This is a genomic window from Nocardia ninae NBRC 108245 (assembly GCF_007990755.1).
GTDB classification, from domain to species: domain Bacteria; phylum Actinomycetota; class Actinomycetes; order Mycobacteriales; family Mycobacteriaceae; genus Nocardia; species Nocardia ninae.
In genome coordinates this window covers 120471-142597 of sequence record NZ_BJXA01000012.1, presented here as the reverse complement: position 1 = coordinate 142597, position 22127 = coordinate 120471, and the positions used below count along the sequence as shown (strand labels likewise).

21 protein-coding genes are annotated in these 22127 nt (G+C 67.6%); 9 read left to right on the top strand and 12 right to left on the bottom strand.

Annotation, left to right across the window (positions count from 1 at the left end; genetic code table 11):
• The first annotated feature begins 4 nt into the window (after positions 1–4).
• Together NN4_RS12180 and rffA are read left to right on the top strand one after the other, a co-directional pair.
• Positions 5–1102, top strand: coding sequence for a glycosyltransferase (locus NN4_RS12180; protein ID WP_147130022.1), 1098 nt, complete (start codon positions 5–7; stop codon positions 1100–1102).
• A complete protein-coding gene (gene rffA, locus NN4_RS12175; protein WP_147130021.1) occupies positions 1092–2231 on the top strand; it encodes a dTDP-4-amino-4,6-dideoxygalactose transaminase in 1140 nt (379 codons plus the stop codon). Before NN4_RS12180 ends, rffA begins: the two co-directional genes overlap by 11 nt.
• Before the next feature lie 3 nt (positions 2232–2234).
• Here rffA and NN4_RS12170 read toward each other — a convergent pair whose 3' ends face one another.
• Together NN4_RS12170 and NN4_RS12165 are read right to left on the bottom strand one after the other, a co-directional pair.
• Positions 2235–2834: a class I SAM-dependent methyltransferase gene (locus tag NN4_RS12170; RefSeq protein WP_147130020.1), complete on the bottom strand. Its 600-nt coding sequence runs from the start codon at positions 2832–2834 to the stop codon at positions 2235–2237.
• Positions 2835–2961: 127 nt separating this feature from the next.
• A complete protein-coding gene (locus NN4_RS12165) occupies positions 2962–5913 on the bottom strand; it encodes an acyl-CoA synthetase (protein WP_147130019.1) in 2952 nt (983 codons plus the stop codon).
• 634 nt (positions 5914–6547) lie between these two features.
• Between NN4_RS12165 and NN4_RS44895 the strand changes: the two genes are divergently transcribed.
• A complete protein-coding gene (locus NN4_RS44895; RefSeq protein WP_186818376.1) occupies positions 6548–6715 on the top strand; it encodes a hypothetical protein in 168 nt (55 codons plus the stop codon).
• Positions 6712–7275 (top strand): isopentenyl-diphosphate Delta-isomerase, encoded by a 564-nt coding sequence (gene idi / locus NN4_RS12160; RefSeq protein ID WP_222595026.1) that lies wholly within the window; start codon positions 6712–6714, stop codon positions 7273–7275. The genes NN4_RS44895 and idi overlap by 4 nt, the downstream gene beginning before the upstream one ends.
• Here the strand turns inward: idi and NN4_RS12155 are convergent.
• Positions 7262–7780: a hypothetical protein gene (locus NN4_RS12155; RefSeq protein ID WP_147130018.1), complete on the bottom strand. Its 519-nt coding sequence runs from the start codon at positions 7778–7780 to the stop codon at positions 7262–7264. The genes idi and NN4_RS12155 overlap by 14 nt on opposite strands.
• Before the next feature lie 296 nt (positions 7781–8076).
• Here NN4_RS12155 and NN4_RS12150 point away from each other — a divergent pair, with 296 nt between their 5' ends.
• Positions 8077–8427: a hypothetical protein gene (locus tag NN4_RS12150; RefSeq protein WP_135236110.1), complete on the top strand. Its 351-nt coding sequence runs from the start codon at positions 8077–8079 to the stop codon at positions 8425–8427.
• Positions 8428–8435: 8 nt separating this feature from the next.
• On the opposite strand, the gene NN4_RS12145 is transcribed toward NN4_RS12150, so the two are convergent.
• The 3 genes from NN4_RS12145 to NN4_RS12135 all read right to left on the bottom strand — a co-directional run bounded on the left by NN4_RS12145 (position 8436) and on the right by NN4_RS12135 (position 11466).
• Positions 8436–9164 (bottom strand): aspartate/glutamate racemase family protein, encoded by a 729-nt coding sequence (locus NN4_RS12145; RefSeq protein ID WP_147130017.1) that lies wholly within the window; start codon positions 9162–9164, stop codon positions 8436–8438.
• Complete coding sequence (locus NN4_RS12140; protein WP_147130016.1) at positions 9164–10657, bottom strand: NCS1 family nucleobase:cation symporter-1; 1494 nt, start codon at positions 10655–10657, stop codon at positions 9164–9166. Before NN4_RS12140 ends, NN4_RS12145 begins: the two co-directional genes overlap by 1 nt.
• An 86-nt stretch (positions 10658–10743) precedes the next feature.
• Positions 10744–11466, bottom strand: coding sequence for a GntR family transcriptional regulator (locus NN4_RS12135; RefSeq protein ID WP_147130015.1), 723 nt, complete (start codon positions 11464–11466; stop codon positions 10744–10746).
• Positions 11467–11623: 157 nt separating this feature from the next.
• Here NN4_RS12135 and NN4_RS12130 point away from each other — a divergent pair, with 157 nt between their 5' ends.
• Together NN4_RS12130 and ilvA are read left to right on the top strand one after the other, a co-directional pair.
• Positions 11624–12793: a serine hydrolase domain-containing protein gene (locus NN4_RS12130; RefSeq protein ID WP_147130014.1), complete on the top strand. Its 1170-nt coding sequence runs from the start codon at positions 11624–11626 to the stop codon at positions 12791–12793.
• 70 nt (positions 12794–12863) lie between these two features.
• A complete protein-coding gene (ilvA, locus tag NN4_RS12125) occupies positions 12864–14093 on the top strand; it encodes a threonine ammonia-lyase (RefSeq protein WP_147130013.1) in 1230 nt (409 codons plus the stop codon).
• A 104-nt stretch (positions 14094–14197) separates the two neighbouring features.
• On the opposite strand, the gene NN4_RS12120 is transcribed toward ilvA, so the two are convergent.
• Genes NN4_RS12120 through NN4_RS12110 form a run of 3 tightly spaced genes read right to left on the bottom strand, consistent with a single transcriptional unit; the run spans position 14198 to position 17104 of the window.
• Complete coding sequence (locus tag NN4_RS12120) at positions 14198–15172, bottom strand: ABC transporter substrate-binding protein (RefSeq protein WP_147130012.1); 975 nt, start codon at positions 15170–15172, stop codon at positions 14198–14200.
• Positions 15173–15210: 38 nt separating this feature from the next.
• Positions 15211–16254, bottom strand: a complete 1044-nt coding sequence (locus NN4_RS12115) for an ABC transporter permease (protein WP_147130011.1) — start codon at positions 16252–16254, stop codon at positions 15211–15213.
• A gap of 43 nt (positions 16255–16297) precedes the next feature.
• Positions 16298–17104, bottom strand: coding sequence for an ATP-binding cassette domain-containing protein (locus NN4_RS12110; RefSeq protein WP_222595025.1), 807 nt, complete (start codon positions 17102–17104; stop codon positions 16298–16300).
• 415 nt (positions 17105–17519) lie between these two features.
• Between NN4_RS12110 and NN4_RS12105 the strand changes: the two genes are divergently transcribed.
• Complete coding sequence (locus NN4_RS12105) at positions 17520–18080, top strand: Uma2 family endonuclease (protein ID WP_147130010.1); 561 nt, start codon at positions 17520–17522, stop codon at positions 18078–18080.
• Between the two features lie 83 nt (positions 18081–18163).
• On the opposite strand, the gene NN4_RS12100 is transcribed toward NN4_RS12105, so the two are convergent.
• On the bottom strand, positions 18164–18487 hold the full coding sequence (locus NN4_RS12100; RefSeq protein WP_147130009.1) for a DMT family transporter: 324 nt from the start codon (positions 18485–18487) through the stop codon (positions 18164–18166).
• 123 nt (positions 18488–18610) lie between these two features.
• Between NN4_RS12100 and NN4_RS12095 the strand changes: the two genes are divergently transcribed.
• Positions 18611–19267: a hypothetical protein gene (locus NN4_RS12095; protein ID WP_147130008.1), complete on the top strand. Its 657-nt coding sequence runs from the start codon at positions 18611–18613 to the stop codon at positions 19265–19267.
• Positions 19268–19328: 61 nt separating this feature from the next.
• Here the strand turns inward: NN4_RS12095 and argH are convergent, their stop codons facing one another.
• The gene (gene argH, locus NN4_RS12090) at positions 19329–20750 is read right to left on the bottom strand and encodes an argininosuccinate lyase (RefSeq protein WP_147130007.1); all 1422 of its coding nucleotides are present in this window, start codon (positions 20748–20750) and stop codon (positions 19329–19331) included.
• Between the two features lie 144 nt (positions 20751–20894).
• Complete coding sequence (locus tag NN4_RS12085; protein ID WP_147130006.1) at positions 20895–22097, bottom strand: argininosuccinate synthase; 1203 nt, start codon at positions 22095–22097, stop codon at positions 20895–20897.
• Positions 22098–22127 lie beyond the last annotated feature (30 nt).

Genomic DNA, 22127 nt, shown 5'->3' with positions numbered 1-22127 from the left:
GCTGATGCCGATTCCCTCCACCCGCACGCCCCGCCCCGCCGCGGTCACCTCGAACGGCGGGCCGGCCCGGCCGCATGCCGTGTCTGTGGTCGTGCCGATCTATCGTGGCGAGGACACCATCGGCGGGCTCGTCGCCGAACTGCACGAGTTCACCCGCCCCACCGAGACGCCGGGCGGCGCCACCTTCCAGATCGACGAGATCATCCTGGTGCACGACCGCGGCCCGGACCGCTCCGATGTGGTGTTGCAGGAACTCGAGCGGACCTACCCCGAGGTGCGCACCATCTGGTTGAGCCGCAACTTCGGCCAGGACGCCGCGACGATCGCGGGCATGTCGGCGGCGGGCGGCGACTGGATCGTCACCATGGACGAGGACGGCCAGCACGATCCCCGGTTCATCGGCAGCTTCCTCGACGCCGCGCTGACCGAGCGCGCCGAGCTGGTCTACTCCAAGCCGAGCAACACCCGCCCACACGGCTTCCTGCGCAACCTCACCTCGCGCGGCGCGAAGCTGGTGCTCGCGACGGTGTTCGCGTTCCCCGACTCCACCCGCTTCGAGAGCTACCGGCTGATCCGCGGCGCCATCGGGCGTCAGCTCGCCGACGTCGCCTCCAACGGCGTGTATCTCGACGTCGCGCTGACCTGGGTGGTGGGTTCGGTCGCGCAGGTGCCGGTGGTGCTGCGCGCCGAGGGCCGCGAGGACTCCGGCTACAACTACCGCCGCCTGTTCTCGCTGTTCTGGAAGATGGTGCTGTGCAGCGGAACTCGCGGCCTGCGCCTGGTCAGCCTGCTGGGTGTGACGCTGGCGCTCTGCGGCGTCGTGATGGCGGGCGTCATCGTGTACGAGGCGCTCACCACCGACAATTGGGCGCCCGAAGGCTGGGCCTCGATGATCGTGGTGCTGCTGCTGGTGGCCGGGGCTATCTTGTTCTCACTCGGTCTGATCGCCGAATACCTCGGGGTGGCGTTGCATATCCTCGTGGGTAAGCCGCTTTATCTGACCGTCGATTCACCGACGCCGCGCCCGATGGCAGCGGCGGGCCCGGTGCAAGACCGGGAACTGACCACCACGACCAAGGGGAACGACCGGGTTGAGCACTGACCGCATCATCTTCAGCCGTCCGTTCCGGTCGCCGCGCGAACTGGCCAACCTCGGCGCCGTGCTCGGCTCCGACCACAGCCACGGCGACGGACCGTTCACCGCGGCGGCCACCGCGAAGCTGAAGATGATCACCGGCGCACCGCACGCACTGCTGACCACCTCGTGCACCTCCGCCCTGGAGATGGCGGGCCTGCTGCTGGAACTGGGCCCCGACGACGAGGTGATCGTCCCCAGCTTCGCGTTCACCTCCACCGCGACCGCCATGGCGTTGCGCGGGGCTACCTGCGTCTTCGCCGACATCGATCTCGACACCGGCAACCTGGACCCCGAGTCGGTCGCGGCCGCCGTCACGTCACGGACCAAAGCCGTGGTGGTCATCCACTACGGTGGCGTCGCCGCCGACATGGAACAGCTACTGGCCCTGGCCAATACGCACGGCTTCGCCATCGTGGAGGACAATGCGCACGGCCTCGGCGGCCGATGGCGCGGACGCCCGCTCGGCACCCTGGGCAGCCTCGGCACGCTCAGCTTCCACGACACCAAGAACGTGCACTGCGGCGAGGGCGGCGCGCTGCTGCTCACCGACGAGATCCTGATGGCGCGCGCGGAGATCATCCGGGAGAAGGGCACCGACCGGGCCCGCTTCCTGCGCGGCGCGGTGGACAAGTACTCCTGGCAGGACATCGGCTCCAGCTACCTGCCCAGCGAGTTGAACGCGGCGGTGCTCGACGCGCAACTCGACGAGTTCGACACGATCCAGGCCGGTCGGCACCGGGTGTGGGACGCCTACGCCGCCGGACTGCCGGAATGGGCCGCCCGCAACGACGTTCGACTGATGACGGTGCCCGCCGACCGCGAGCACACCGCGCACCTGTACTACCTGCGCACGCCCACCGAGGAACGCCGCGACGACCTGATCGCGCACCTGCGGGCGCGCAACATCGTGGCGCCGTTCCACTATGTGCCGCTGGATTCCAGCCCGGCCGGGTTGAAGCTGGGCCGTACGCCGCATCCGTGCGTGCGCAGCGCCGAGTTCTCGGGAACCGTTGTGCGCCTGCCGTTGTGGCCGGATCTGACCGACGAGCAGATCGCTCGTGTCGTGGAAGCGGTCACCGACTTCACCGTCTGAGGGTCAGGCGTCGAGTACGTACAACTTTTCTCGGCCGCCCGCGATCAACGACTGCCGCACCACCCGCGACTCGTACCCGCGGAACAACTCGTCCAGCGTCTCCTCGGTGAACCGGTGCGCCTGTGCGCCGTCCCCCGCGTTGGTGAACCGCTGGCCGATCGCGGCGAGCACCCGGTTGTCGCTGCTGGCGATATTGCGCACCGGTTCGGCGATGATCACCTGTTTGCGAGCGGCCTTCAGCATCCGATCGAGCACCGGCGCGGGCTCGGGCAGGAAGTGGTAGAGGCTGGCCTGCATCACCAGGTAGTCGGCCTCGGGCAGCGGGGTGTCGGAGTTCAGGTTCCAGACCATGCCGCGCCCGCCCGCCTCGGTGAGCTGGGCGACGAACTTGTCGTTGCGATCCAGTCCCGTGTAATCGACGGACTTGTCGCGCAGATAGCGGGTGTACAAAGTCGCCGGCCCGCAGCACAAATCGACCACACTGGCGCCGTCGGGCACCAGCGCCTCGATCGCGCGGTACCGCGCCGTGTAGTGCCGGCCGTACAGCGCGCGGATAAGCAGCTCGTACACGGTGGCGTTGCGGTAGATAAGGCTCGTACGCACCAAGGACCCCTGAAAATCGGACAGCAACGTCAGCGCTGGATGCTACGGCGCGGGCGCTCGGCGCGCGCGACCGGGTCGAGCCGCCGCACCCGGTGAATGCGGCGGCTCGACAACTGGATTCGTCGTCTCAGCTGTCGCCGAGGACGGTGGGCGCGTCGTCCTCGGTGAGAATTTCGTAGGCGTCGGAGGCCCGGTTGTACCACCAGGTATCGGGGCCCGGCTGCGGACGACCCGCCGCCTGCACCGCCCGGGTGGACGGCCGGTAGGAGGAGCTGCGCGGAATCTCCTCCACCACGTAGACCAGATCGGGCCGCTGGGCCGGGTCGAGCGCGCGCAGCGCCTCGGTCACGTCCTTGGGCTCCAACCGGAAACCCTTGCGCACGCTGATCGCGGCGACGGCAATGCAGTGCTCACCGACTTCCAAGCCGTAGGCGACTTCCATGTCGACCGCGGTGATGTCGTTGAGAACATCGACGATCGGCTGCCCGAACACCGGTCCACGCGGTGTGCGGATCACGGTGTCCTTGCGGTCGATCAGCCAGTAGTCGCCGTCGCTGTCGCGGCGGAACAAGTTCTCCGTCGGCATCCACGAGTCGCCCGGCGCGAACACCCCGCGCAACCCGCCCGCCGAGATGTCCACTCCGTCGGACGCCTTGCCGAGCAGCAGCCCGACCTCGTTGTCCGCGCAACGCCGGGCGTAACCCGAGTCGTCGACCAGGATCTGCTCGGTGATCGGGTCGTAGCCGACCAGCTCCACCCTGGCGGTGCCCGGCACCGGCCTGCCCTTGCAGCCGCGCTTGACGCCCTTCACGTTGGCCAGCACCACGTCGCCCTCGATGGAGGCGTAGAACTCCAGCACCCTGGCCGGATCGAACTGCTCGGTGGTGCGCCGCCACAGCCCTGCGGGCATGCCGGAGCCGATGAACAGCCGGATCGGGTGCCGGTGCCCGACCGGGAACACCTCGGCGTCGAGGATGTCGCGCAGCATCGTCCAGGTGTAGGTGACCACGGTGACCCCGTAGCGGTGCACCTCCTCGGCGAACTGCGCCGGATCCAGCGAACGCGCCAGCGCGATCCGGCTGCCGCCCGCGATCGCGCCGCCGAGACTCACCAGCAGGCCGGACGAATGATGCAGCGGCGCAAGGCAATACACCGTATCCCTGCGGTTCAGGTCGGCGGTGGTGGCGGTACCGAAGGCGGACAGCGCCCAGCGGTGGTTGGTGATGTATTTGGTTTCCAGCCGGTCACCGGTGCCGGTGACGAGCACGAACGCCAGCTCGCGCGCCAGGCCGGGATCGGGCCGGTACCAGGCAGGCAGTTTCACCTGCGCCGGATCGATCTGCTCGAGGTCGATCACCTGATCGCTCAACGGAATATCGAGCCGGCGGGTGTCGCCGCCGCCGAGCACCAGCACCCGCGCGCCGACGGTCGAGGCGTGCCGCAGGTTCTCCGGATCCGTGACGACCGTGTCGACGCCGGTGATCTCCAGCGCGCGGGCGAGCTCGCTGCCCGGGGCGAGCAGCACCGCCACCGCGCCGAGCCGGGACAGCGCGGCGACCGTGGCCAGCGCGCTCGGCCGGGTCTCCATGATCACGCCGACGCGCATCGCGGGCCGGATGCCGACCGAGATGAGCCCGCGCACCACATTGTCGATGCGGACATTGACCGCCGCGTTGGTGTGCACCCGATCCTCGAACAGGAACAGGTCCTTCAGTGGAGCGCGCCTGCCCTGTTCGGCGATCAACCGGCCCAGCGAAATTCGCGTGTGCGGCTGAATCATGCCGAGCCGGGTCAGTCGCGGCAACGCCCGCGCCGCCTCACCGGCCAGCTCGACCGAACCGCGAACGGTGTTGCTGGCAATGCCTTCCAACGCCTTGCCGACGCCAGCGCCCGCCTCGGCCAGCGTCGCCGCGGTGTGCACCACTCGGGTGGCCGCCGACCGCGGCCGGTTGCTGTCGACGTGCTCGGCCATCGGGTGGATCTCCGGCGGCAGCGGCTTGTCTCGGTCGAGCCAGTCGACCCACTGGCGCACCAGCGGCCAGGTGTGGTTGGTCGCCGTGCTGCCCGCCACCAGGCCGAAATGCCCGGCGACCAGGGTCGCCTCGTACACCTCCGCGTTCGGCGCGGCCCGCACGATGCCGCGCACCGCGGCGGGCTGGCCGATGTCGTCGACCTCGCCGACGAACGCAAGGATCGGGCACTTCAGCTCGGCGAGGGAGACCGGCTGATCGCGAATCACGAAGCCGCCCAGCATCAATCGGTTGTGCGCGACGAACTGCTTGAGCAGATCCGCGGCGGCCGGACCCGCGTAGCCGACCCAGCCGTCACTGTTGAGGAACCGGCGCTGACGCTCCTTGGGCAGCAACGCCTCCCGGTCGTGCAGCTGCCGCAGGAAGTCGAACCTGGCCTTGGCGGTCTTCATCGGGTCGAGCAGCTGAAAGCCGATGCGCACCATGGAATCGGTGATCGGCAGCCGGGTGACCACGTGATCGGCCAGGAAGTCGGCGACCTCGGACACCATCCCGTAGGGCAGGCCGAACGGCATGCCCGCGACCACGTCGACCGGGCTGCCGAACGTCACGATGCTCTGCACGCCCTTGCCGAACCGGTAGGCGGCGACCTGGTAGGCGAACATGCCGCCCTGCGAATAACCCATCAGGTGCACGGCGCTGCCGGTCGCCTCGGTCACCGCGTCGATCGCGCTGCTGACCGCTAGGACATGGTCGGCGAGGTCACGCTCCCAGCCGCCCTCTTCGCTGGCGGGTGAGCCGAAATCGACGACCCAGCAATCGATTCCGCCGCGCTGCAGGATGCCGACGGCGCCGTCCTCGACGTTCACGTCCCAGATGTCGGCGTTCACCATGAGCGGCGGCACGAGCAGCGCGACCGGACGGCCCTGGGTGGGGTCGTCGGGGAAGTAGTGCCGCAGCCGGTACATCCGCCTTCTCTCGACCACCTCGAACGGGGACGACTCGACGTCATGGGTCAACCCGCCGAAACGGATGACCTCCAGGCCGTTCTGCGCGGTTGCCATCAACCGCTGCGCCGATCCGACCAAATCCTTCGCACTGAACTTCAAGATCGCTCCTGGCCCTACCCTAGAACGTTGACCCTCATCATTCGCGTACCCGACCGAGGGGATAGCCCACCGGCCCCCGGCAAGTACGCCGATGTGTTTGGAAGAGCTTCCCACACCGTGTGTCCATTATGTGTCCGCTGTGACACGATCCATGCACGTTGGCCGGGGTCAGCGCCCGATTCCGCACAGATTTCCGACGCCGCGAACGAACTCGAATAAGCGGCGGAATGACCGGTCCGCGGAATTTCGGGTCACCGTCGAGCAGCCCATGGCGGTGCCGCCACGCAAAATAGCTATCCGGCAGCGAGCTGTCCGCTGTTCTGCGATTCCGGGCCGAAAGTTATGCCCCGGCTATTCGATCGGCGGCATGTCGTAACCATCCGCTCCGGCATCTCGTCGTTTCGCTGCACGCGACCCGCCACCCGTCCTACCATCGGTGCCAGCTCCGAACATGCTGTCGCGTAGACCATTTCGCCGGGTTCCGCGGGTTTCTCGCCCGTGTCGTTTTGTGCAGAAGTAACAGACGCCGAATAAGTATCGACCTTTGTCGAGGTCCGGTCGGTCTCGCCTGCCGACCGCTGCGTGGATCGCCGGAAAACAGACACTGCCCGCTTTGAGAGAGGGTGTATCCGACATGACCGTTCTCGAGCACGTGACCGACCTCACCGCAACCACCGTCCCGCACCGCGCGCAGCGCCCGAAAGCCGAGCTGGCGCGGGGTGCCGAGCGACCGTTCCGGACCGTGGACCAGGAGGGTTGCCGCAGCTACCCGCTGATCGCCGCCGATAAGGTGGGGAGGTGACCGAGACACTGGAGCACCCGATCACCGACCGCGAGGCCCTGCCCGTCGAACTCGTCGACGACGCCGGACACGCGATCGGCACGTGCCCGGTGTCGCAGGCCCACCAGGCGCCCGGACAGCTGCATCGAGCGTTCTCGGTGCTGCTGTTCGACGACACCGGACGCGTGCTGTTGCAGCAGCGGGCCGCGGTGAAAACACGCTTCCCGTCGCAGTGGGCCAACACCTGCTGCGGCCATCCCGCGCCCGGCGAGCCCGTCGCGGCGGCGGCCGCGGTCCGCCTCGCCGAGGAGATGGGGCTCGCCACGACCCTCGCCGAGGTCGGTGTGTACCGCTACCACGCCGAGGACGCGACGACCGGGCGCGTCGAGTTCGAATGGGACCACGTGCTGGTCGGGCTGCTCAGTGCCGGTTCGCCGCACCCGAATCCGGACGAGGTCGCCGACTACGCCTGGATCCAGCCGGAGGCGCTGCGCGACGCGATGGCCGACGACCCGGACGCGTACACGCCGTGGCTGGCCGGCGTGCTCGAGGTCGCCGAACGGGCGCTCACAGAGCGGTAGTGGCGCTGAGCCGTCCGACCCCGGTGCGCACACCGGGTCCGAGGCAGTCGCCGATCATCGCCGGGGTCATCATCTCGTAGTGGGCGGTGATCCGGACGCGACTCCCCTGCCCGAGGCCGTCGACGACGTCCAGCGTTCCGATCGTCGGCTGTTGCATGGTCACCGGCCACGGTCCCGACAGCCTGCTCGTCGCGCCGTTGGACCAGAGGACGTCGACGGTGATCGGGCCGTCGGCCGGGCGCAGGCAGTCGGCGGTGGCGATGTGGGTGCCGGTGAAGGTGCCGCCGGCGATGCCCTCGGGGCCGCCCGTGCAGTCGCGGAGCACGCCGACGGAGGTGAAGGTGAGCACGTGCGGGGTCATGTCGATCGCGCCGTCCACCGCGGTCCAGCGGAAGTCACCGTTATCGCACCGGCCCGAGGGCGGTAGCGCGGACGCGGCCGGGGTTTCGAAGGGGACGAGCAATACGACGGACAGCACCGCTGTGCTGGCGATTTTCCCGAGCATCGACACCTTTTCTCGCGGACGGTTTTCCGAGCGACCGGTGCGCCGACGTCGGAATGCGGACGTGCAGGAACAGGTGGAGCAGGATGAGAATCCCATCCCGCCCTTGCTGTTTTGTGCCGACACGCTCGGGACCGAAGATCGCACGATCAAGGCGATCACATATTTAGATGCGCATATCTAAGTAAGGCAATGTGGCGCAAAGACTGAGAATAATCAAAGGAAGGGCACAGGCTATGACCAGGTCCGCCTTGCATTGTGGGAGACGTCAGAGGTTCTCTCCCGACGTGAGGTGCGCGATGGTCGAAATCGAGGTCACGGGTACGACCGTGACGATCCAGGTGGTCGGCGGACATCAGGTCCTCGCCCTGCGTGAGCACATCACCTTCGATCTAGCGAACATCACCGCGGTCACCAAGGCCGAGGTCGATCGGCGTCCGCCGTGGGTACGCGCACCCGGCACCTTCTTCCCCGGCGTGATCGCCGCGGGGACGTTCCGCGGCAAGGGACGTAAAGAGTTCTGGGACACCAGGTTCGACGGACGCGCACTGCGCATCGAGCTCTCCGGCGCCGACTTCACCAGGGTCGTCGTCGATGTCGACGATCCGGATGCCGTGCTGCAGACGCTGCACACCGCCGTCGCCGCGTGAGTTCGCACTCATAGCCCGAACGAACGCAGCGGCCCCGAATACGGCTTGGGCGGCGGCGCCGCGAACTCTCCCCCACCCGACTTGCGCAGTCCCAGGGTGATCAGCGACTGCACGGTCAGCGTCGCCGCCGCCACCCCGTCGATCACCGGTACCCCGATCTCGGCGCGGATGTGCGCGCACAGGTCCGCCATGCCCGCGCAGCCGAGCACGATCGCGTCGGAGCCGTCCGCGTCCACCGCCGTCCGGCAGGCCTCGGTGACGACCTTGCGGGCGTCCGGGTCCGTGGCCAGTGCGAGTACCGGGAGCTCACAGGCGTGGATGCCGCGGCAGAACCGTTGCCGCCCATACCGTTCCACCAGGTCGGACGCGCGTCCGATGGTCCGGTGCAATGTCGTGACGACGCTGAACCCACGACCCAGATGACTGGCCGCCTGCATGCCCGCCTCGGCGATACCGATCACCGGTCCGCCGGCCAGTTCCCGCGCGGCGTCCAAGCCCGGATCACCGAAGCAGGCGATCACATAGCCGTCGACACCTGCTTCCTCGCCGCGTCTGATGGCGGCGAGAACGCCTGGGACGCTGAGGGCTTCGTCATAATGACTCTCGATCGACGCGGGCCCCATCTCGGCGGTCACCGCATCGAGGAGGGTGCCGGGATCGGCGACGGCCCTGGCACATTCCTCGATGGTGTCGGTCATCGCCCGCGTCGTGTTCGGGTTGATCAACCGGATCCGCATCAGGCCGGTACTCCGCGTACGGCCCACCGCGTTCTGGTGGCGACCACGTAGTACACCGCGAAGCCGAGGCCGCAACCGATGAACCAGCTGTACTGCGCCGCCGTGTACATGCCGGGAAGGTCCTTGGCCAGCACCGGGATCACCGCGACCAGCGCGCCGACCGCCGTCGCGAGCACGGCCGCTGGGTTGTATCCCTTGCGGTACCAATAACTTCCGGTCTTGGACATGGTGAACAGGTCGTCGACCACCACGTGCTGTTTACGCACCAGGTAGTAATCGGCGATGAGCACGCCGAACAGCGGGCCGATGAACGCGCCGAGCACCTCGAGGGTGTAGTGGATCACCTCGGGGTTGTTGTACAGGTTCCACGGGGTGATCAGCACCGAGCCGACCGCGGCGATCATGCCGCCCGCGCGCCAGCTGATCCGCTGCGGGTCCACGTGCGAGAAGTCGAAGGCCGGGGAGATGAAGTTCGCCACGATATTGATGCCGATGGTGGCGACAGTGAAGGTCAACGCGCCCAGCACGATCGCGAAAGTGCTGTCGATGCGCGCGACCGTCGCTACCGGGTCGGTGACCAATTCGCCGTAGACCGGGACCGTCAGCGAGGCGGTGATCACCACCAGCAGCGAGAAGAGCAGGAAGTTGACCGGCAGGCCGAGCAGGTTGCCGCGGCGCACGGCGGCGAAAGTCTTTCCGTAGCGGGAGAAGTCACCGAAGTTCAGCATCGGGCCGGAGAAGTAGGACACCACCAGCGCGATCGCGCCGAGCATTACCGGAACCGCGTCCCAGCCGGTGTACTTCACGTCGCCGAGGTTCAGATCCATGGCGCCCCAACCGGCTTTCGCGATCAGGTAGCCGCAGAGCAGGAACATCACCACGTAGACCGCGGGCCCGCAGAAATCGATGAACTTGCGAATGGCTTCCATGCCGCGCCAGAACACGCAGGCTTGCACGACCCACAGCGTCAGGTAGCTGCCCCAGCCGAGCAGCGAAAGTCCCAGGAAGCCATAGTCGTCGGCCACCGCGTACGGAGCGAGTCCCGGAAAGAGTTTCACCAGAACGACATCCAGCGCCGCAGAGGCCAGAAAGGTCTGAATCCCGTACCAGGCCACCGCGATCAAGCCTCTGATGATGGCCGGAATGTTGGCTCCCAGCACCCCGAAAGCGCTGCGGCACATGACCGGATACGGCACGCCGGTCACCTGGCTCGGCTTCGCCACCAGGTTGCAGAAGAAAAAGACGATGGTGATGCCGATCAGCAAGGCCGCCAACACCTGCCAGCTGGCCAGGCCCAGCGCGAACAGGCTGCCCGCGGTGACATAGCCGCCGACGCTGTGCACGTCCGACATCCAGAAGGCGAAGAAGTTGTACGAGCCCCAGCTCTGCGTGCGTAACGGCGCGAGATCGGCGTTGGTGAGGCGTGGGTCGTAGGCCGCACCGACGGTGCGCGCCGGCGGCGCAATGCTCGGTGCCGCAATTGTTTCGGTCATGGTTCTGCCCGTCCGAGAGGTGGAACTGTGCTCGAAACGACCGTATGGATGCGGCATTGCCCGACCATTGCCTCGTTATTTCCCGGCTATTGCGCGGCCGATATATCTTCCGGCGCGAGCAACCCGGTGTCCGTCGGCAAGGTCGCGATGACGGATTCCAGTCTGCGGTGATGGCGTTCGGCGGTGAGCAGCAAGCGATCCACGTCGCGCGCGAGAAACGCGTCCATCATGAGTGCGTGGTCGGTGTGCAAGCGCACCCGGTCGCCGCGGCCGATATGGACCATGGACTGCACCGGCTCGGTGACGTTCCACGCCGACTCCAACATGTGTAGCAGCCGGAACAGGCGCGACGGCCTGGTCAGCGCGGCGTGGAAGTCGCGGGAACGGCGGTGGTAAGCGACCGGATCGTCGTCCCGGATCGCCTGTTCGAGCAGCGCGTTCACCGCGATCAGGTCCGCGCGGTCCGCGGCGCTCGCGTTGATCGCGGCCGCGGCCAAGGCGGCGTTCTCCAGGGTCTCCCGGACGATGTACATCTCGCGCAGTTCGGCGGCGGTCAGCTGGGCCACCACGTAATCGCCGTGCGGTTCGTGGGTGACCAGGCCCTCCCCGATCAGCGTCTTCAACGCCTCACGGACCGGGATGTGGCTCACCCCGAACAGTACGGCCACCTCGCGCAGCGGTATGACGGTGCACGGCGGCACCGCCCCGTCCAGGATCACCCGGCGCAGTTCGCCGAGGATCACTTGCGGTCGGCCGGGTGTGTCGACGACCAACCTCGCGAGGAGCGCCGAACGTCGTCTCGGGGGCATGCGGACACGCTAGGCCAGGCGTGTTGCGATCGAGGTCGGCTGTGTGACGCTCAGGAAACGTTCACCGAACCGACCGGTCGCGGGCTAGGGGGTGCGCGTGCGGCCGCAGCGGCTCGTGCAATTCTGGAATGCGGACACGTACTACAGAGAGTTTCCGATGACGGTTTCGGCAACACAGTTCGTAGATCGCCGGTTCGCGACCCTGGTCGCCGAGTTCGACCGGCTGTTCCGGCGACCCCTCGACGGCGGCGGGGCGCTCGCGGTCTATCTGCACGGCGAGCCGGTGGTCGACGTCTGGGCCGGCTACGCGCGACCGGAGGTGCCGTGGGCACACGACACCGTGGCCATGGCGTATTCGACCGGCAAGGGTGTGGCCAGCACGGTGCTGCACCGGCTCGCCGAGCGTGGTGAGCTCGACTACGACGAGCCGGTCGCGACGTACTGGCCCGACTTCGGCGCCGCGGGCAAGGAGCGCATCACGGTGCGTGCATTGCTCAGTCACCGAGCAGGTTTGCACCGGTTGCGTGGGCTGCTGCCCGGTTCGTTCGATCGCTTCTTCGACGACGCGGCGGTGACGGCCGCCCTGGCCGCGGCGGCGCCGGACCCGCGCCACCTCGACACCAGCGGCTATCACGGAATCACCTTCGGGCACTTGGTCGCCGAGCTGGTGCGGCAGGTCACCGGCACGGAGTTCCCCGAGGTGCTGCGCACCGAGATCGCCGAACCGCTTGCCGCCGAGGAACTCTGGTTCGGGGTGCCGCAGGCGCAGCGCGACCGGGTCGCGACCAACTTTCCCCGGCTGACCGTCGCGGGCATGAGCTGGGAGAACAGCTCCCGACTGCTCGGCAGGACCAGGTTCTCGGCGGCGATGGACACCACGCCCAAGGGCTTCGCCGACCTGGTTGCCGATCCGCGGCTGCATGATTCGGTGATGCCCGGCGTCAACGGGGTGTTCTCGGCCCGCGCGCTGGCCCGGGTCTACGGTGCCCTCGCCAACGGTGGCGAGCTCGACGGATTCCAGCTGCTCCGCCCCGACACCATCGCGGAGGTCAGTCGCCGTCAGATCTTCACCCCCGATTACGTTCTCGCCCTGCGGATTCCGTGGGCGCTCGGTTACCACGGCGTGCCCATGCGCCCGTCGAAGGCGGATCCGATCTCCGCCTTCGGTCATTTCGGCCTGGGCGGCTCCGGCGCCTTCGCCGACCCGGCCACCGGCATGTCGCTGGGCTTCGTGACCAACCGGCTCGGCGGGCGGCTCACGCCCCTGGGCGACGCTCGGTTGGCACGCCTCGGCGCGCTCGCGCACAACCTCGCCAAGGCGGCCTGACCGCAGGTCCGGGCGCCTGCGGTGTGGCGTCGGCCGGAATCGTCGGACGTATTGCGGGCGGGATGGCAGCATGGGCGCCATGGAGTTGGTCGGTATGGAGCGAATCACGGCGGCGGCGGAATTACTGGCGCCGGTGATTCGGAAAACGCCCATCGTCGCTTCCCGGGTGCTGTCCGAGCGTGCGGGCACCGAAGTGTGGCTGAAGTGCGAGAACCTGCAGCGGACCGGGTCGTTCAAGCCGCGCGGCGCCTATAACCGGATTGCTAACCTGCCCGCCGAGGACCGGGCGCGCGGCGTGGTCGCCGCGAGTGCCGGTAACCATGCGCAGGGCGTGGCCTGGGCGGCGACCTCGCTGGATATCACCTCGACCGTATTCATGCCGGTCGGCGCCTCGCTGCCGAAGCTGGCCGCCACCAAGGCCTACGGTGCCGAGGTGCGCCAGGTGGGCGAGACCATCGAAGACGCGTTGGACGCCGCCGTCGAGTTCGCCGACCGTACCGGTGCGACGCTGATCCATCCGTTCGACCACCCCGACGTCGTGGCCGGGCAGGCGACGGTGGCGCTGGAAATCCTGGAACAGATCCCCGACGTCGGCACCGTGCTCGTGCCGACCGGTGGCGGCGGCTTGATCGCGGGCATCGCGGTGGCGCTGCATCATTTGGCACCGCAGGTGCGGGTGATCGGGGTGCAGGCGAAAGAGGCGGCCGCCTGGCCGGGTTCGCTGGCGGCGGGCAAGCCGGTGCGGGTCGGGCGAATGTCGACCATGGCCGACGGTATCGCCGTCGGGCAGCCGGGTCAGGTGCCGTTCGTCCATGTGGCCGAGCATGTCTCGGCCATGGTGACCGTCGACGAGGATTCACTGTCCAAGGCGCTGCTGCTGTGTCTGGAACGGGCCAAGCTGATCGTCGAGCCCGCGGGTGCGGCGGCGGTCGCGGCCCTGATGAGTTGTGCTGCAGCGGATCTCGAACTGAAGGGTCCGGTGTGCGCGATCCTCTCGGGTGGCAATATCGATCCGCTGCTGCTGACCCGGTTGATCGGCCACGGCTTGAGCGCGGCGGGCCGCTATCTCGCTGTCCGCGTGACGATCTCGGATCAACCAGGCGGATTGAGCGCGCTGCTTGCGGTGGTCGGTAAGACCGGGGCCAGCGTGGTCGACGTGTGGCACGCCCGCACCGGAACCTGGCTGGCGCTCGACGAGGTCGAGGTTTCCCTCACCCTGGAAACCCGCGGCCCCAACCATCGCGAAGACGTCCTCAACGCCCTCACCAACGCTGGTTACGCAGTTCGCGCGGCGGATTAACGGCGGCGCCGAGTAGCCGCGCCATCAAGTCCGGCTCGAAGGCGGGCCGCCGGGATGTGCCGACCGGGCGCTGAAGCGCACCCGGTCGGCCCCTCATCCGAGCGTCAGCACTTGCGCTTGTAGAAGTACTTCGAGTTGGCGTCCATGTCGGCCTGGGTGATCGCGATCATGTCGGTCTCGATCTTTCGGGTGACCGGTTTGCCCTCGATCGCCGCGGCGGCCTGGTCGACGCCTTTGGCGCCGATGCCCGCCGGATCCTGGGCGATAAGTGCTTGCACGGTACCGGCTTTCAGGTCCTCGACCTGTTTGGGACTGGCGTCGAAGCCGACCAGTTTCACCTGGCCGAGCTTGTTCGCGTTGCGCAGGCCGGTCGCCGCGCCCTCGGCCGAGCTGAGGTTGGTGGCGAAGATGCCGGCGAGGTCGGGGTGCGCGGCCAGCGTCGCGGTGACGATCGACGCCGCCTGGGCCGCTTCGTTGTTGTTGTATTGCACGCCGAGTGAGGTAATACCGGGGAAGCTCTTGATCGCGTCCTCGAAGCCCTGCGCCCGCGCGTCGGTGGTGGACGTGCCCGCCTTGGTGTTGATCACCAGCACCGGGCCCTTGTCCCCCACCAGCTTGGCCAGAGTTTGCGCGGCGAGCGCGCCGCCCTTCTTGTTGTCGGACGAAATCGAAGACAGCGCGATGGAAGTGTCGTCCAGGGCGGTGTCCACCTCGACAATCTTGATGCCCGAATCCTTGGCCTGCTTGATCGGATTGGCCATCGCGGTGGCGTGCGTCGGCGCGATCAGGATGCCGCCTGGCTTGTTCGCCACCACGCCGGTCAGCACCGGCGTCTGCGATCCCGCGTCGAACTTCGTCGGTGCCTGGGTGTCCAGCTTGTAGCCGAGCTTGGTGGCCTGCTCCTGTGCGCCGCACTGCATCGAGATGTAGAACGGCTCGTCCGCGACGCCCGGAATCAGCACCAGCTTCTTGCTGTCGGTGCCACCCGAATCGCCCACCTGCCCACTACAGGACACCAGCAGCGCGCCGACCGACACCATCGCGCCGATCAGCACCGCCGTCCGCTTCGCCACCGTCATTCGGCTACCTCCGCCATCTTGTTTGTCACTGTCGACTCCTATTTCCGATCGCGGGCCCGGCGGCGGAGCTGGTCGAACCAGACCGCCGCGACGAGCACCACACTCACCGCGATCGGCTGCCAGAACACCGGCACCTGCGCGATGACGAACCCCTTCTTCAGCACCGACGGAATGAACACGCCGATCACGGTGCCGACGATCGAGCCGACGCCACCGAAAAGGCTGGTGCCGCCGATCACTACGCCCGCGATGGCATCCAGGTTGTCGGTGGTGTGCCCGCCGATGGTGGTGGTGCCGAAGTAGGCCAGGTTCATGAAACCCGCCAGGCCCGCGAGCACGCCGGTGAGCAGATACACCAGCACGAGATGCCGGGTGACCGCGATGCCGGACCGCCGGGCGGCCTCCTCGTTGGAGCCGATGGCGTAGGTGTAGCGGCCGAAACGGGTGGTGTGCAGCACCCACGCGGCGACCACGGTGACCACGGTGGCGACCAGCACCAGGTTGGGGATGCCGCCGAAGGTGGTGCCGAAACCCAATGTGTTACGCAGCTTTTCGGGCACCGTCCGAGTGTCGACGCCGCCGGTGATCAGCTGGGCCGCGCCGAGGGCGGCGCCGAACGAACCGAGCGTGACGATCAGTGGCGGAATCTTGGCCTTGGCCACCAGTAATCCGTTGATGAGGCCCCAAATACCGCCGCCTACAACGGAAAGCAGGAAACCGATGCCGATGATGCCCCAGCCCGCGCCGGTCGCATCCTGGTCCGGGCTCAGCGCCTCCATTGATTTGGCGCCGATCACGCCGGCGAAGATCAGCACCATGCCGACGGACAGGTCGATGCCCGAGGTGATGATCACGAACGTCATGCCCACCGAAAGCACCAGCAGCACCGATGTTTCGATCAGCAGCGTCTGAAAGGTGAAGCGGGTGGGGAACGCATCGGGCCGCAGGACGCTGAACACGATGCACAGCGCAACCAGCACCACGCCGATCCAGACCGTGCTCGCGCCGAGGAGTCGTTGCAGGACAGTGCGTTCGGGCAACTCGGGGCCGCCGTTGCCGTCGACAGTTTTGACCTCGGTCATGCCCGCACCTCGCTGACGCTCTGCTCCGGCATTGCTGGCGTGCTCATGCCGCACCCTCCTGTGACAGCGCGCCGGTCATCGCGCCGACCAACTGTTCGAGGGTGGCCTCGGCCGCGGTGAACCGAGCCACCCGCCGTCCGAGCCGCAGCACCTCGATGCGGTCAGCGACGGCCAGCACCTCCGGCATGTTGTGGCTGATCAGCACCACCGCGATGCCCTCGTCGCGGACCCGGCGGATCACTTCGAGCACCCGCTCGCGCTGCACCACGCCGAGCGCGGCGGTCGGCTCATCCATGAACACCACCTTGCTCGCCCACATCACCGCCCTGGCCACCGCGACGCTCTGCCGCTGTCCGCCCGACAGCGAGCCGATCGGCACGTCCGCGCTCTGCAGAGTGACGCCCAGGCGCCGAAAGTGTTCGACCGCTTGGGCTCTCATCGCGGTGCGATCCAGCATGCCGAGCTTGCCCGCCAAGCCCTTGCGCACCAGCTCGCGGCCGAGGAAGAGGTTCGCCGCCGGGTCGAGGTCGGGGGCCACCGCGAGGTCCTGATACACCGTCTCCACGCCGAGTTTGCGTGCCGCCGTGGGCGTATTCAGCACCACCTGCTTGCCGTCCAGCAAAATCCGCCCGGAATCCGGCTGCTCGGCGCCCGAAAGGCATTTCACCAGAGTCGATTTACCCGCACCGTTGTCGCCGATCAAGGCGACCACTTCGCCTGCGCTCACCTGAAAGTTCGCGCCGCGCAACGCCTCCACCCCGCCGTAGCGCTTCACCAGTCCCTCGGCCCGCAACGCGACGGCGGATTCGCCGGCCGGTTCGGCCTGTTTCGCGGCATCGTCCGAGGTCATCGGCCACATCCGTGCACGCACAGCTGAGCAAACGTCCAATCCATCGCCCGATGCTACGTTCGGGCTGAGGTCTCATGGGACGTATTCGGCAAAATGCGGGAGGCGCAACGGAATCCGGGTATTTAGGGTGAGAAAACAATGCACTGAACGCCCTCGGCGGCGGCTCGGCGAGTAGTGGATCGCCAGCACCCAGTTTCAGCACTGAAAGTCGCGGAGTTTTGCGGGAACCATTGAGCTGCGTCGCACGTCAAAGGAAATGCACAACGATCCCGTCGTCGAGTAGAAGGAGTTGCAGAGTGGAACGTAGCAGCCCGCGATCGAACCCGGTCTCCACATGAGCCCGCCGACCGCAGCGCGACACCTGCTGTTGGACGACCAGCGGACCGAACTCGCGCCACCTAGTTATCCTGGGGATATGAGCAGCATGGACGCCGATGTGACCCTCGCGGAGTTCGAGGTGCTGGAGCGCGCATCGTCCGAGGAAGTCGACGTCGAGCTGATCAATGGAAGGATCTACGTGGTTCCGGCGCCCGATGGCCAACACGACGCCTACGCGGTGCGTATCGGTGTCCAGATTCAATCTCACCATCCAAACCTCCACCTGTTTCACGAGCGCGGGTTGAAGATCCCCGCCTACCGCGAGGGGCGAGCGCGCGTCGATGGCGCCGTCGCGACGCTCGACTACCTCGAGGACCAGCCCTCCTGGGCCGATCCGGCCGGTGTCGTAATGGTGGTCGAGATAACCTCGGGCCGGGACCGGGACGCGGACGTAGACCGCTTCGAGAAACGCGATGCCTACGCTCAGGCGTCGATCCCAACCTATCTACTGGTCGATCGCCACCGGGCAGAAGTCACGGTCTATTGGGAGCCGGCGGACGGCAAGTATCTACACACTGCCACGGCACAGTTCGGTGCCCCGTTGACGTTGCCCGCCCCGCTCGATTTCGACCTGGATACCAGTAAGTTCCGTCGATAGAACGATGTGCGGCTGTGTCGAGCGTCGTGCTCGGCACACCCACTCAGTGCGCGTCGTAGAACGTCGAACTCGGCGCAGCCGTCTCAGTGTGCGCCGCCGAGTTCCAGGGCGAGTACGCCGATGATCACCAGGGCGATGCCGCCTACTTGGATGAGGGTCAGGCGCTCGTCCAGGAAGAGGACGCCGATGATGGCGATGGCGGCTACGCCGACGGCGGACCAGATGCCGTAGGCGACGCCGATCTGCATGCCGCGCTTTAGGGCTTGGGAGAGGAACCAGAAGGCGCTGGCGTAGCCGATGACGACGATGATCGACGGAATGACCTTGCTGAATCCGTCGGAGAGTTTCAGGGAAACGGTTGCGGTCACCTCGGACGCGATGGCAATGGCGAGAAACAGCAGGGTCATGGCGGCAGCGTAACGAGTGCCGGAGAATGACGGGGCAGCGCGCCGTGGGTGGTGCGGTGGCCGGGGGGAACTCGGCGCGGGTGCGGCGCGGCGGCGTCCGGCGACGAGGAACTGAGGATCGGGATGGATGTGGTGATGCTCGTCGGCGCGGCGGGGGCGTCGGTGGTTGTCGCGTTGATCGTGTTGCTCGTTGTCGCGGTCCAGCGGTCGATGCGTGCCGAGCGGGCGCGCAAAACTCAGCTGTGGGAATGGTCGCGGGCGCACGGGTGGTCGTATACCGAGCGTGCCCGCGCGGAGTGGACGTCGCGGCTACCCGGCCGAAATCCGCGCGGCCTCGGCGTGATGATGACCGGGCACCTCGGCGGCCGGTGGGTGACCGTGGCGGACTACAAGCACGAGACGTCGTCGTCGGACGGTAGTTCGACGACGCACCACTACATCGTCATTATCGTGCGGCTGGCGCAGCCGCACCTGCCGGTCAGTGTGCTGTCGCGGGGCTCGCTCTCCCAATTAGGCCGCAGCCTGTTCGGCGATAAACCGACCGCCACCGGCAATCCGACGTTCGACTACCGCTACCGCGTCGTCGCACCCGACCCGCACTATGCCCGCAGGCTGATCGGCCCTCAACTGATCACCGCGCACCTCTACAACGCGGTCCCGCACTGGAGCCTCGCCGGACAAGACCTGCTCACCTATCACAAAGGTCAGCTACGGCATCCCAAGGCAATCCCCGCCCTGGCCGCTCCCCTACTCCACGTTGCGGAACTACTTCCCCCGTGAGTGGCACACCATCGCGAGGCCTACTCGGCGTTTGCCACCACCATGTGCCACTCGCCGAGGCTCAGCCCAACCAGCTGCGGAGCTGGGTTGTGGCACCTGCGATTTCGTCGAGTTGGCGGGCGACCTGGGTGCCCGCGGTGCCGCCGCGAGCGTTGCGGGAGGCGATGGAACCCTGAACGGTGAGCACCTCGCGGACGTTCGGCGTGAGGGCGGGGTCGATGGCAGCGAATTCCTCGTCGGTGAGCTCGGCCAGGCCGACACCGCGGGATTCGGCGACCCGGACACAAGCGCCGGCCGCCTCGTGCGCAACCCGGAACGGAACACCCTGACGGACAAGCCATTCGGCGATGTCCGTGGCGAGGGTGAAGCCGGCGGGGGCGAGTTCGGCCATCCGGTCGGTGTGGAAGGTGAGCGTCGAGACCAGGCCCGCGATGGCAGGCAGCAGCAGTTCCAGTTGCGCGACCGAGTCGAACAGAGGTTCCTTGTCCTCCTGCAGGTCTCGGTTATAGGCCAGCGGCTGCGCCTTCAGGGTGGCCAGCAGCCCGGTGAGGTTGCCGATCAGCCTGCCCGCCTTGCCGCGGGTGAGTTCGGAAACGTCCGGGTTCTTCTTCTGCGGCATGATCGAGGAGCCGGTGGACCAGGCGTCGGCCAAGGTGATGTAGCCGAATTCCGGTGTGCTCCAGAGGATTACCTCTTCGGCCATCCGGCTGAGATCGACGCCGATCATGGCGAGCACGAACGCGGCCTCGGCGGCGAAGTCCCGCGAAGAGGTGGCGTCGATCGAATTGGCCGCGGACCCGTCGAAATCGAGCTCGGCGGCGATCGCCTCGGGATCGAGCCCGAGCGACGATCCGGCCAGCGCGCCGGAACCATACGGCGACACCGCCGCCCGCTTGTCGAAGTCACGCAGCCGATCGATGTCGCGCAGCAGCGGATGCGCGTGCGCGAGCAGGTGATGGGCCAGCAGCACCGGTTGCGCGGCCTGCAGGTGCGTCTTGCCCGGCATCACCGCGTCGGGATGCGCGGCCGCCTGCGCCACCAGCGCGTCGACCACGTCGAGCACACCGGCCGCGACCCGGCGCACACCGTCGCGCAACCACATCCGGAACAGCGTGGCCACCTGATCATTCCGCGACCGCCCCGCACGCAGCCGACCGCCGAGCTCGGCGCCGACCCGCTCGATCAGCCCGCGCTCCAGCGCACCGTGCACGTCCTCATCGGACTCGGCGGGACCGAACGCGCCCGAATCCACGTCCGCGGCAAGCTGATCCAGCCCGGTGAGCATCCCGGCGAGATCGCTCTCCGAGAGCAGCCCGGCCTTGTGCAACACCCGCGCATGCGCCTTCGAAGCGCGAACGTCGTACGGCGCCAGGACCCAATCGAACTGCGTCGACTTGCTCAGGGCCGCCATCGCCTCGGCCGGTCCGGACGCGAAACGCCCGCCCCAGAGCGCACCGGTGTTCGTGCTGCCGCTCTGCGTCATGGTGTCCTGTCTCCTCGGGTTGCGGTCATCAGTGGGTGATGTCTGTGCCGTGCCGCCGAACTCGAGCACCGACCGGCCGCACCTTGCGCCACCTGCCTGCCGGCGGGCCGAGAGCTCCCCGGCCCGCCACTTCAGCGCACGCGCTTACTTCTGGTTCAGATCCCGACGCGCCGCGACCTTCGAGGACAGCCCGTGGATCTGCACGAAACCCTTGGCCAGCGACTGGTCGAAGGTGTCGCCCTCGTCGTAGGTGGCGAGGTTGAAGTCGTAGAGGGACTGCTCGGAGCGGCGGCCGTTGACGACCGCGTTGCCGCCGTGCAGCACCATCCGGATGTCGCCGGAGACGTGCTCCTGGGTTTCGCCGACGAACGCGTCCAGCGCGCGCTTGAGCGGGGAGTACCACAGGCCGTCGTAGACCAGCTCGCCCCAGCGCTGCTCGACCTGTCGCTTGTACCGGCCGAGCTCGCGCTCGACGGTGACGGCCTCGAGCTCCTGGTGCGCGGTGATCAGCGCGATGGCGCCGGGCGCCTCGTAGATCTCGCGGCTCTTGATGCCGACGAGCCGGTCCTCGACCATGTCGAGGCGGCCGACGCCCTGCCGTCCGGCGCGGTGGTTCAGCTCGACGATGGCTTCCAGCACGCTCACCTGGCGGCCGTCGATGGCGACCGGGACACCCTTCTCGAAGGTGATGATGAGCTCGTCGGGGGCCTCGAAGTTGACCGTCGCGTCGGCGGTGTAGTCGTAGACGTCCTTGGTCGGCGCGTTCCAGAGGTCCTCGAGGAAGCCGGTTTCCACCGCGCGGCCCCACACGTTCTGGTCGATGGAGAACGGGGACTTCTTGGTGACGTTGATCGGCAGCGCGTTCTCCTCGGCGAAGGCGATGGCCTTCTCCCGGGTCCACGCGTAGTCCCGGACCGGGGCGATGACGTTCAGGTCCGGCGCGAGCGCACCGATGCCGACCTCGAAACGCACCTGGTCGTTGCCCTTGCCGGTGCAGCCGTGCGCGACGGTGCTCGCGCCGTGGAACTTGGCCGCCTCGACGAGGTGCTTGACGATGAGCGGCCTGCTGATCGCGGAGACCAGCGGGTAGCGGCCCATGTACATGGCGTTGGCCTGGATGGTCGGCAGGCAGTAGTCGTTGGCGAACTCGTCGCGCGCGTCCACCACGATGGCCTCGACCGCGCCGCAGTCCAGCGCTCGCTGGCGCACCACGTTCATGTCCTCGCCGCCCTGGCCGAGGTCGATGGCCACGGCCACCACCTCGGAGCCGGTCTCCTTGGCGATCCAGCTGATCGCCACGGAGGTGTCCAGCCCACCTGAGTAGGCGAGTACGACGCGTTCGGACATGGTCTGTGTGCTCCTCGGTTTCGATGCTTG

What these genes read in the sequence shown, in the direction of transcription:
- NN4_RS12180 (WP_147130022.1), top strand. Translation starts at nt 5, where the DNA reads ATGCCGATTCCCTCCACCCGCACGCCCCGCCCCGCCGCGGTCACCTCG.
- NN4_RS44895 (WP_186818376.1), top strand. Translation starts at nt 6,548, where the DNA reads ATGACCGTTCTCGAGCACGTGACCGACCTCACCGCAACCACCGTCCCG.
- NN4_RS12155 (WP_147130018.1), bottom strand. Translation starts at nt 7,780, where the DNA reads ATGCTCGGGAAAATCGCCAGCACAGCGGTGCTGTCCGTCGTATTGCTC.
- NN4_RS12150 (WP_135236110.1), top strand. Translation starts at nt 8,077, where the DNA reads ATGGTCGAAATCGAGGTCACGGGTACGACCGTGACGATCCAGGTGGTC.
- NN4_RS12145 (WP_147130017.1), bottom strand. Translation starts at nt 9,164, where the DNA reads ATGCGGATCCGGTTGATCAACCCGAACACGACGCGGGCGATGACCGAC.
- NN4_RS12140 (WP_147130016.1), bottom strand. Translation starts at nt 10,657, where the DNA reads ATGACCGAAACAATTGCGGCACCGAGCATTGCGCCGCCGGCGCGCACC.
- NN4_RS12135 (WP_147130015.1), bottom strand. Translation starts at nt 11,466, where the DNA reads ATGCCCCCGAGACGACGTTCGGCGCTCCTCGCGAGGTTGGTCGTCGAC.
- NN4_RS12130 (WP_147130014.1), top strand. Translation starts at nt 11,624, where the DNA reads ATGACGGTTTCGGCAACACAGTTCGTAGATCGCCGGTTCGCGACCCTG.
- ilvA (WP_147130013.1), top strand. Translation starts at nt 12,864, where the DNA reads ATGGGCGCCATGGAGTTGGTCGGTATGGAGCGAATCACGGCGGCGGCG.
- NN4_RS12120 (WP_147130012.1), bottom strand. Translation starts at nt 15,172, where the DNA reads ATGACGGTGGCGAAGCGGACGGCGGTGCTGATCGGCGCGATGGTGTCG.
- NN4_RS12115 (WP_147130011.1), bottom strand. Translation starts at nt 16,254, where the DNA reads ATGACCGAGGTCAAAACTGTCGACGGCAACGGCGGCCCCGAGTTGCCC.
- NN4_RS12110 (WP_222595025.1), bottom strand. Translation starts at nt 17,104, where the DNA reads ATGACCTCGGACGATGCCGCGAAACAGGCCGAACCGGCCGGCGAATCC.
- NN4_RS12105 (WP_147130010.1), top strand. Translation starts at nt 17,520, where the DNA reads ATGAGCAGCATGGACGCCGATGTGACCCTCGCGGAGTTCGAGGTGCTG.
- NN4_RS12100 (WP_147130009.1), bottom strand. Translation starts at nt 18,487, where the DNA reads ATGACCCTGCTGTTTCTCGCCATTGCCATCGCGTCCGAGGTGACCGCA.
- NN4_RS12095 (WP_147130008.1), top strand. Translation starts at nt 18,611, where the DNA reads ATGGATGTGGTGATGCTCGTCGGCGCGGCGGGGGCGTCGGTGGTTGTC.
- argH (WP_147130007.1), bottom strand. Translation starts at nt 20,750, where the DNA reads ATGACGCAGAGCGGCAGCACGAACACCGGTGCGCTCTGGGGCGGGCGT.
- NN4_RS12085 (WP_147130006.1), bottom strand. Translation starts at nt 22,097, where the DNA reads ATGTCCGAACGCGTCGTACTCGCCTACTCAGGTGGGCTGGACACCTCC.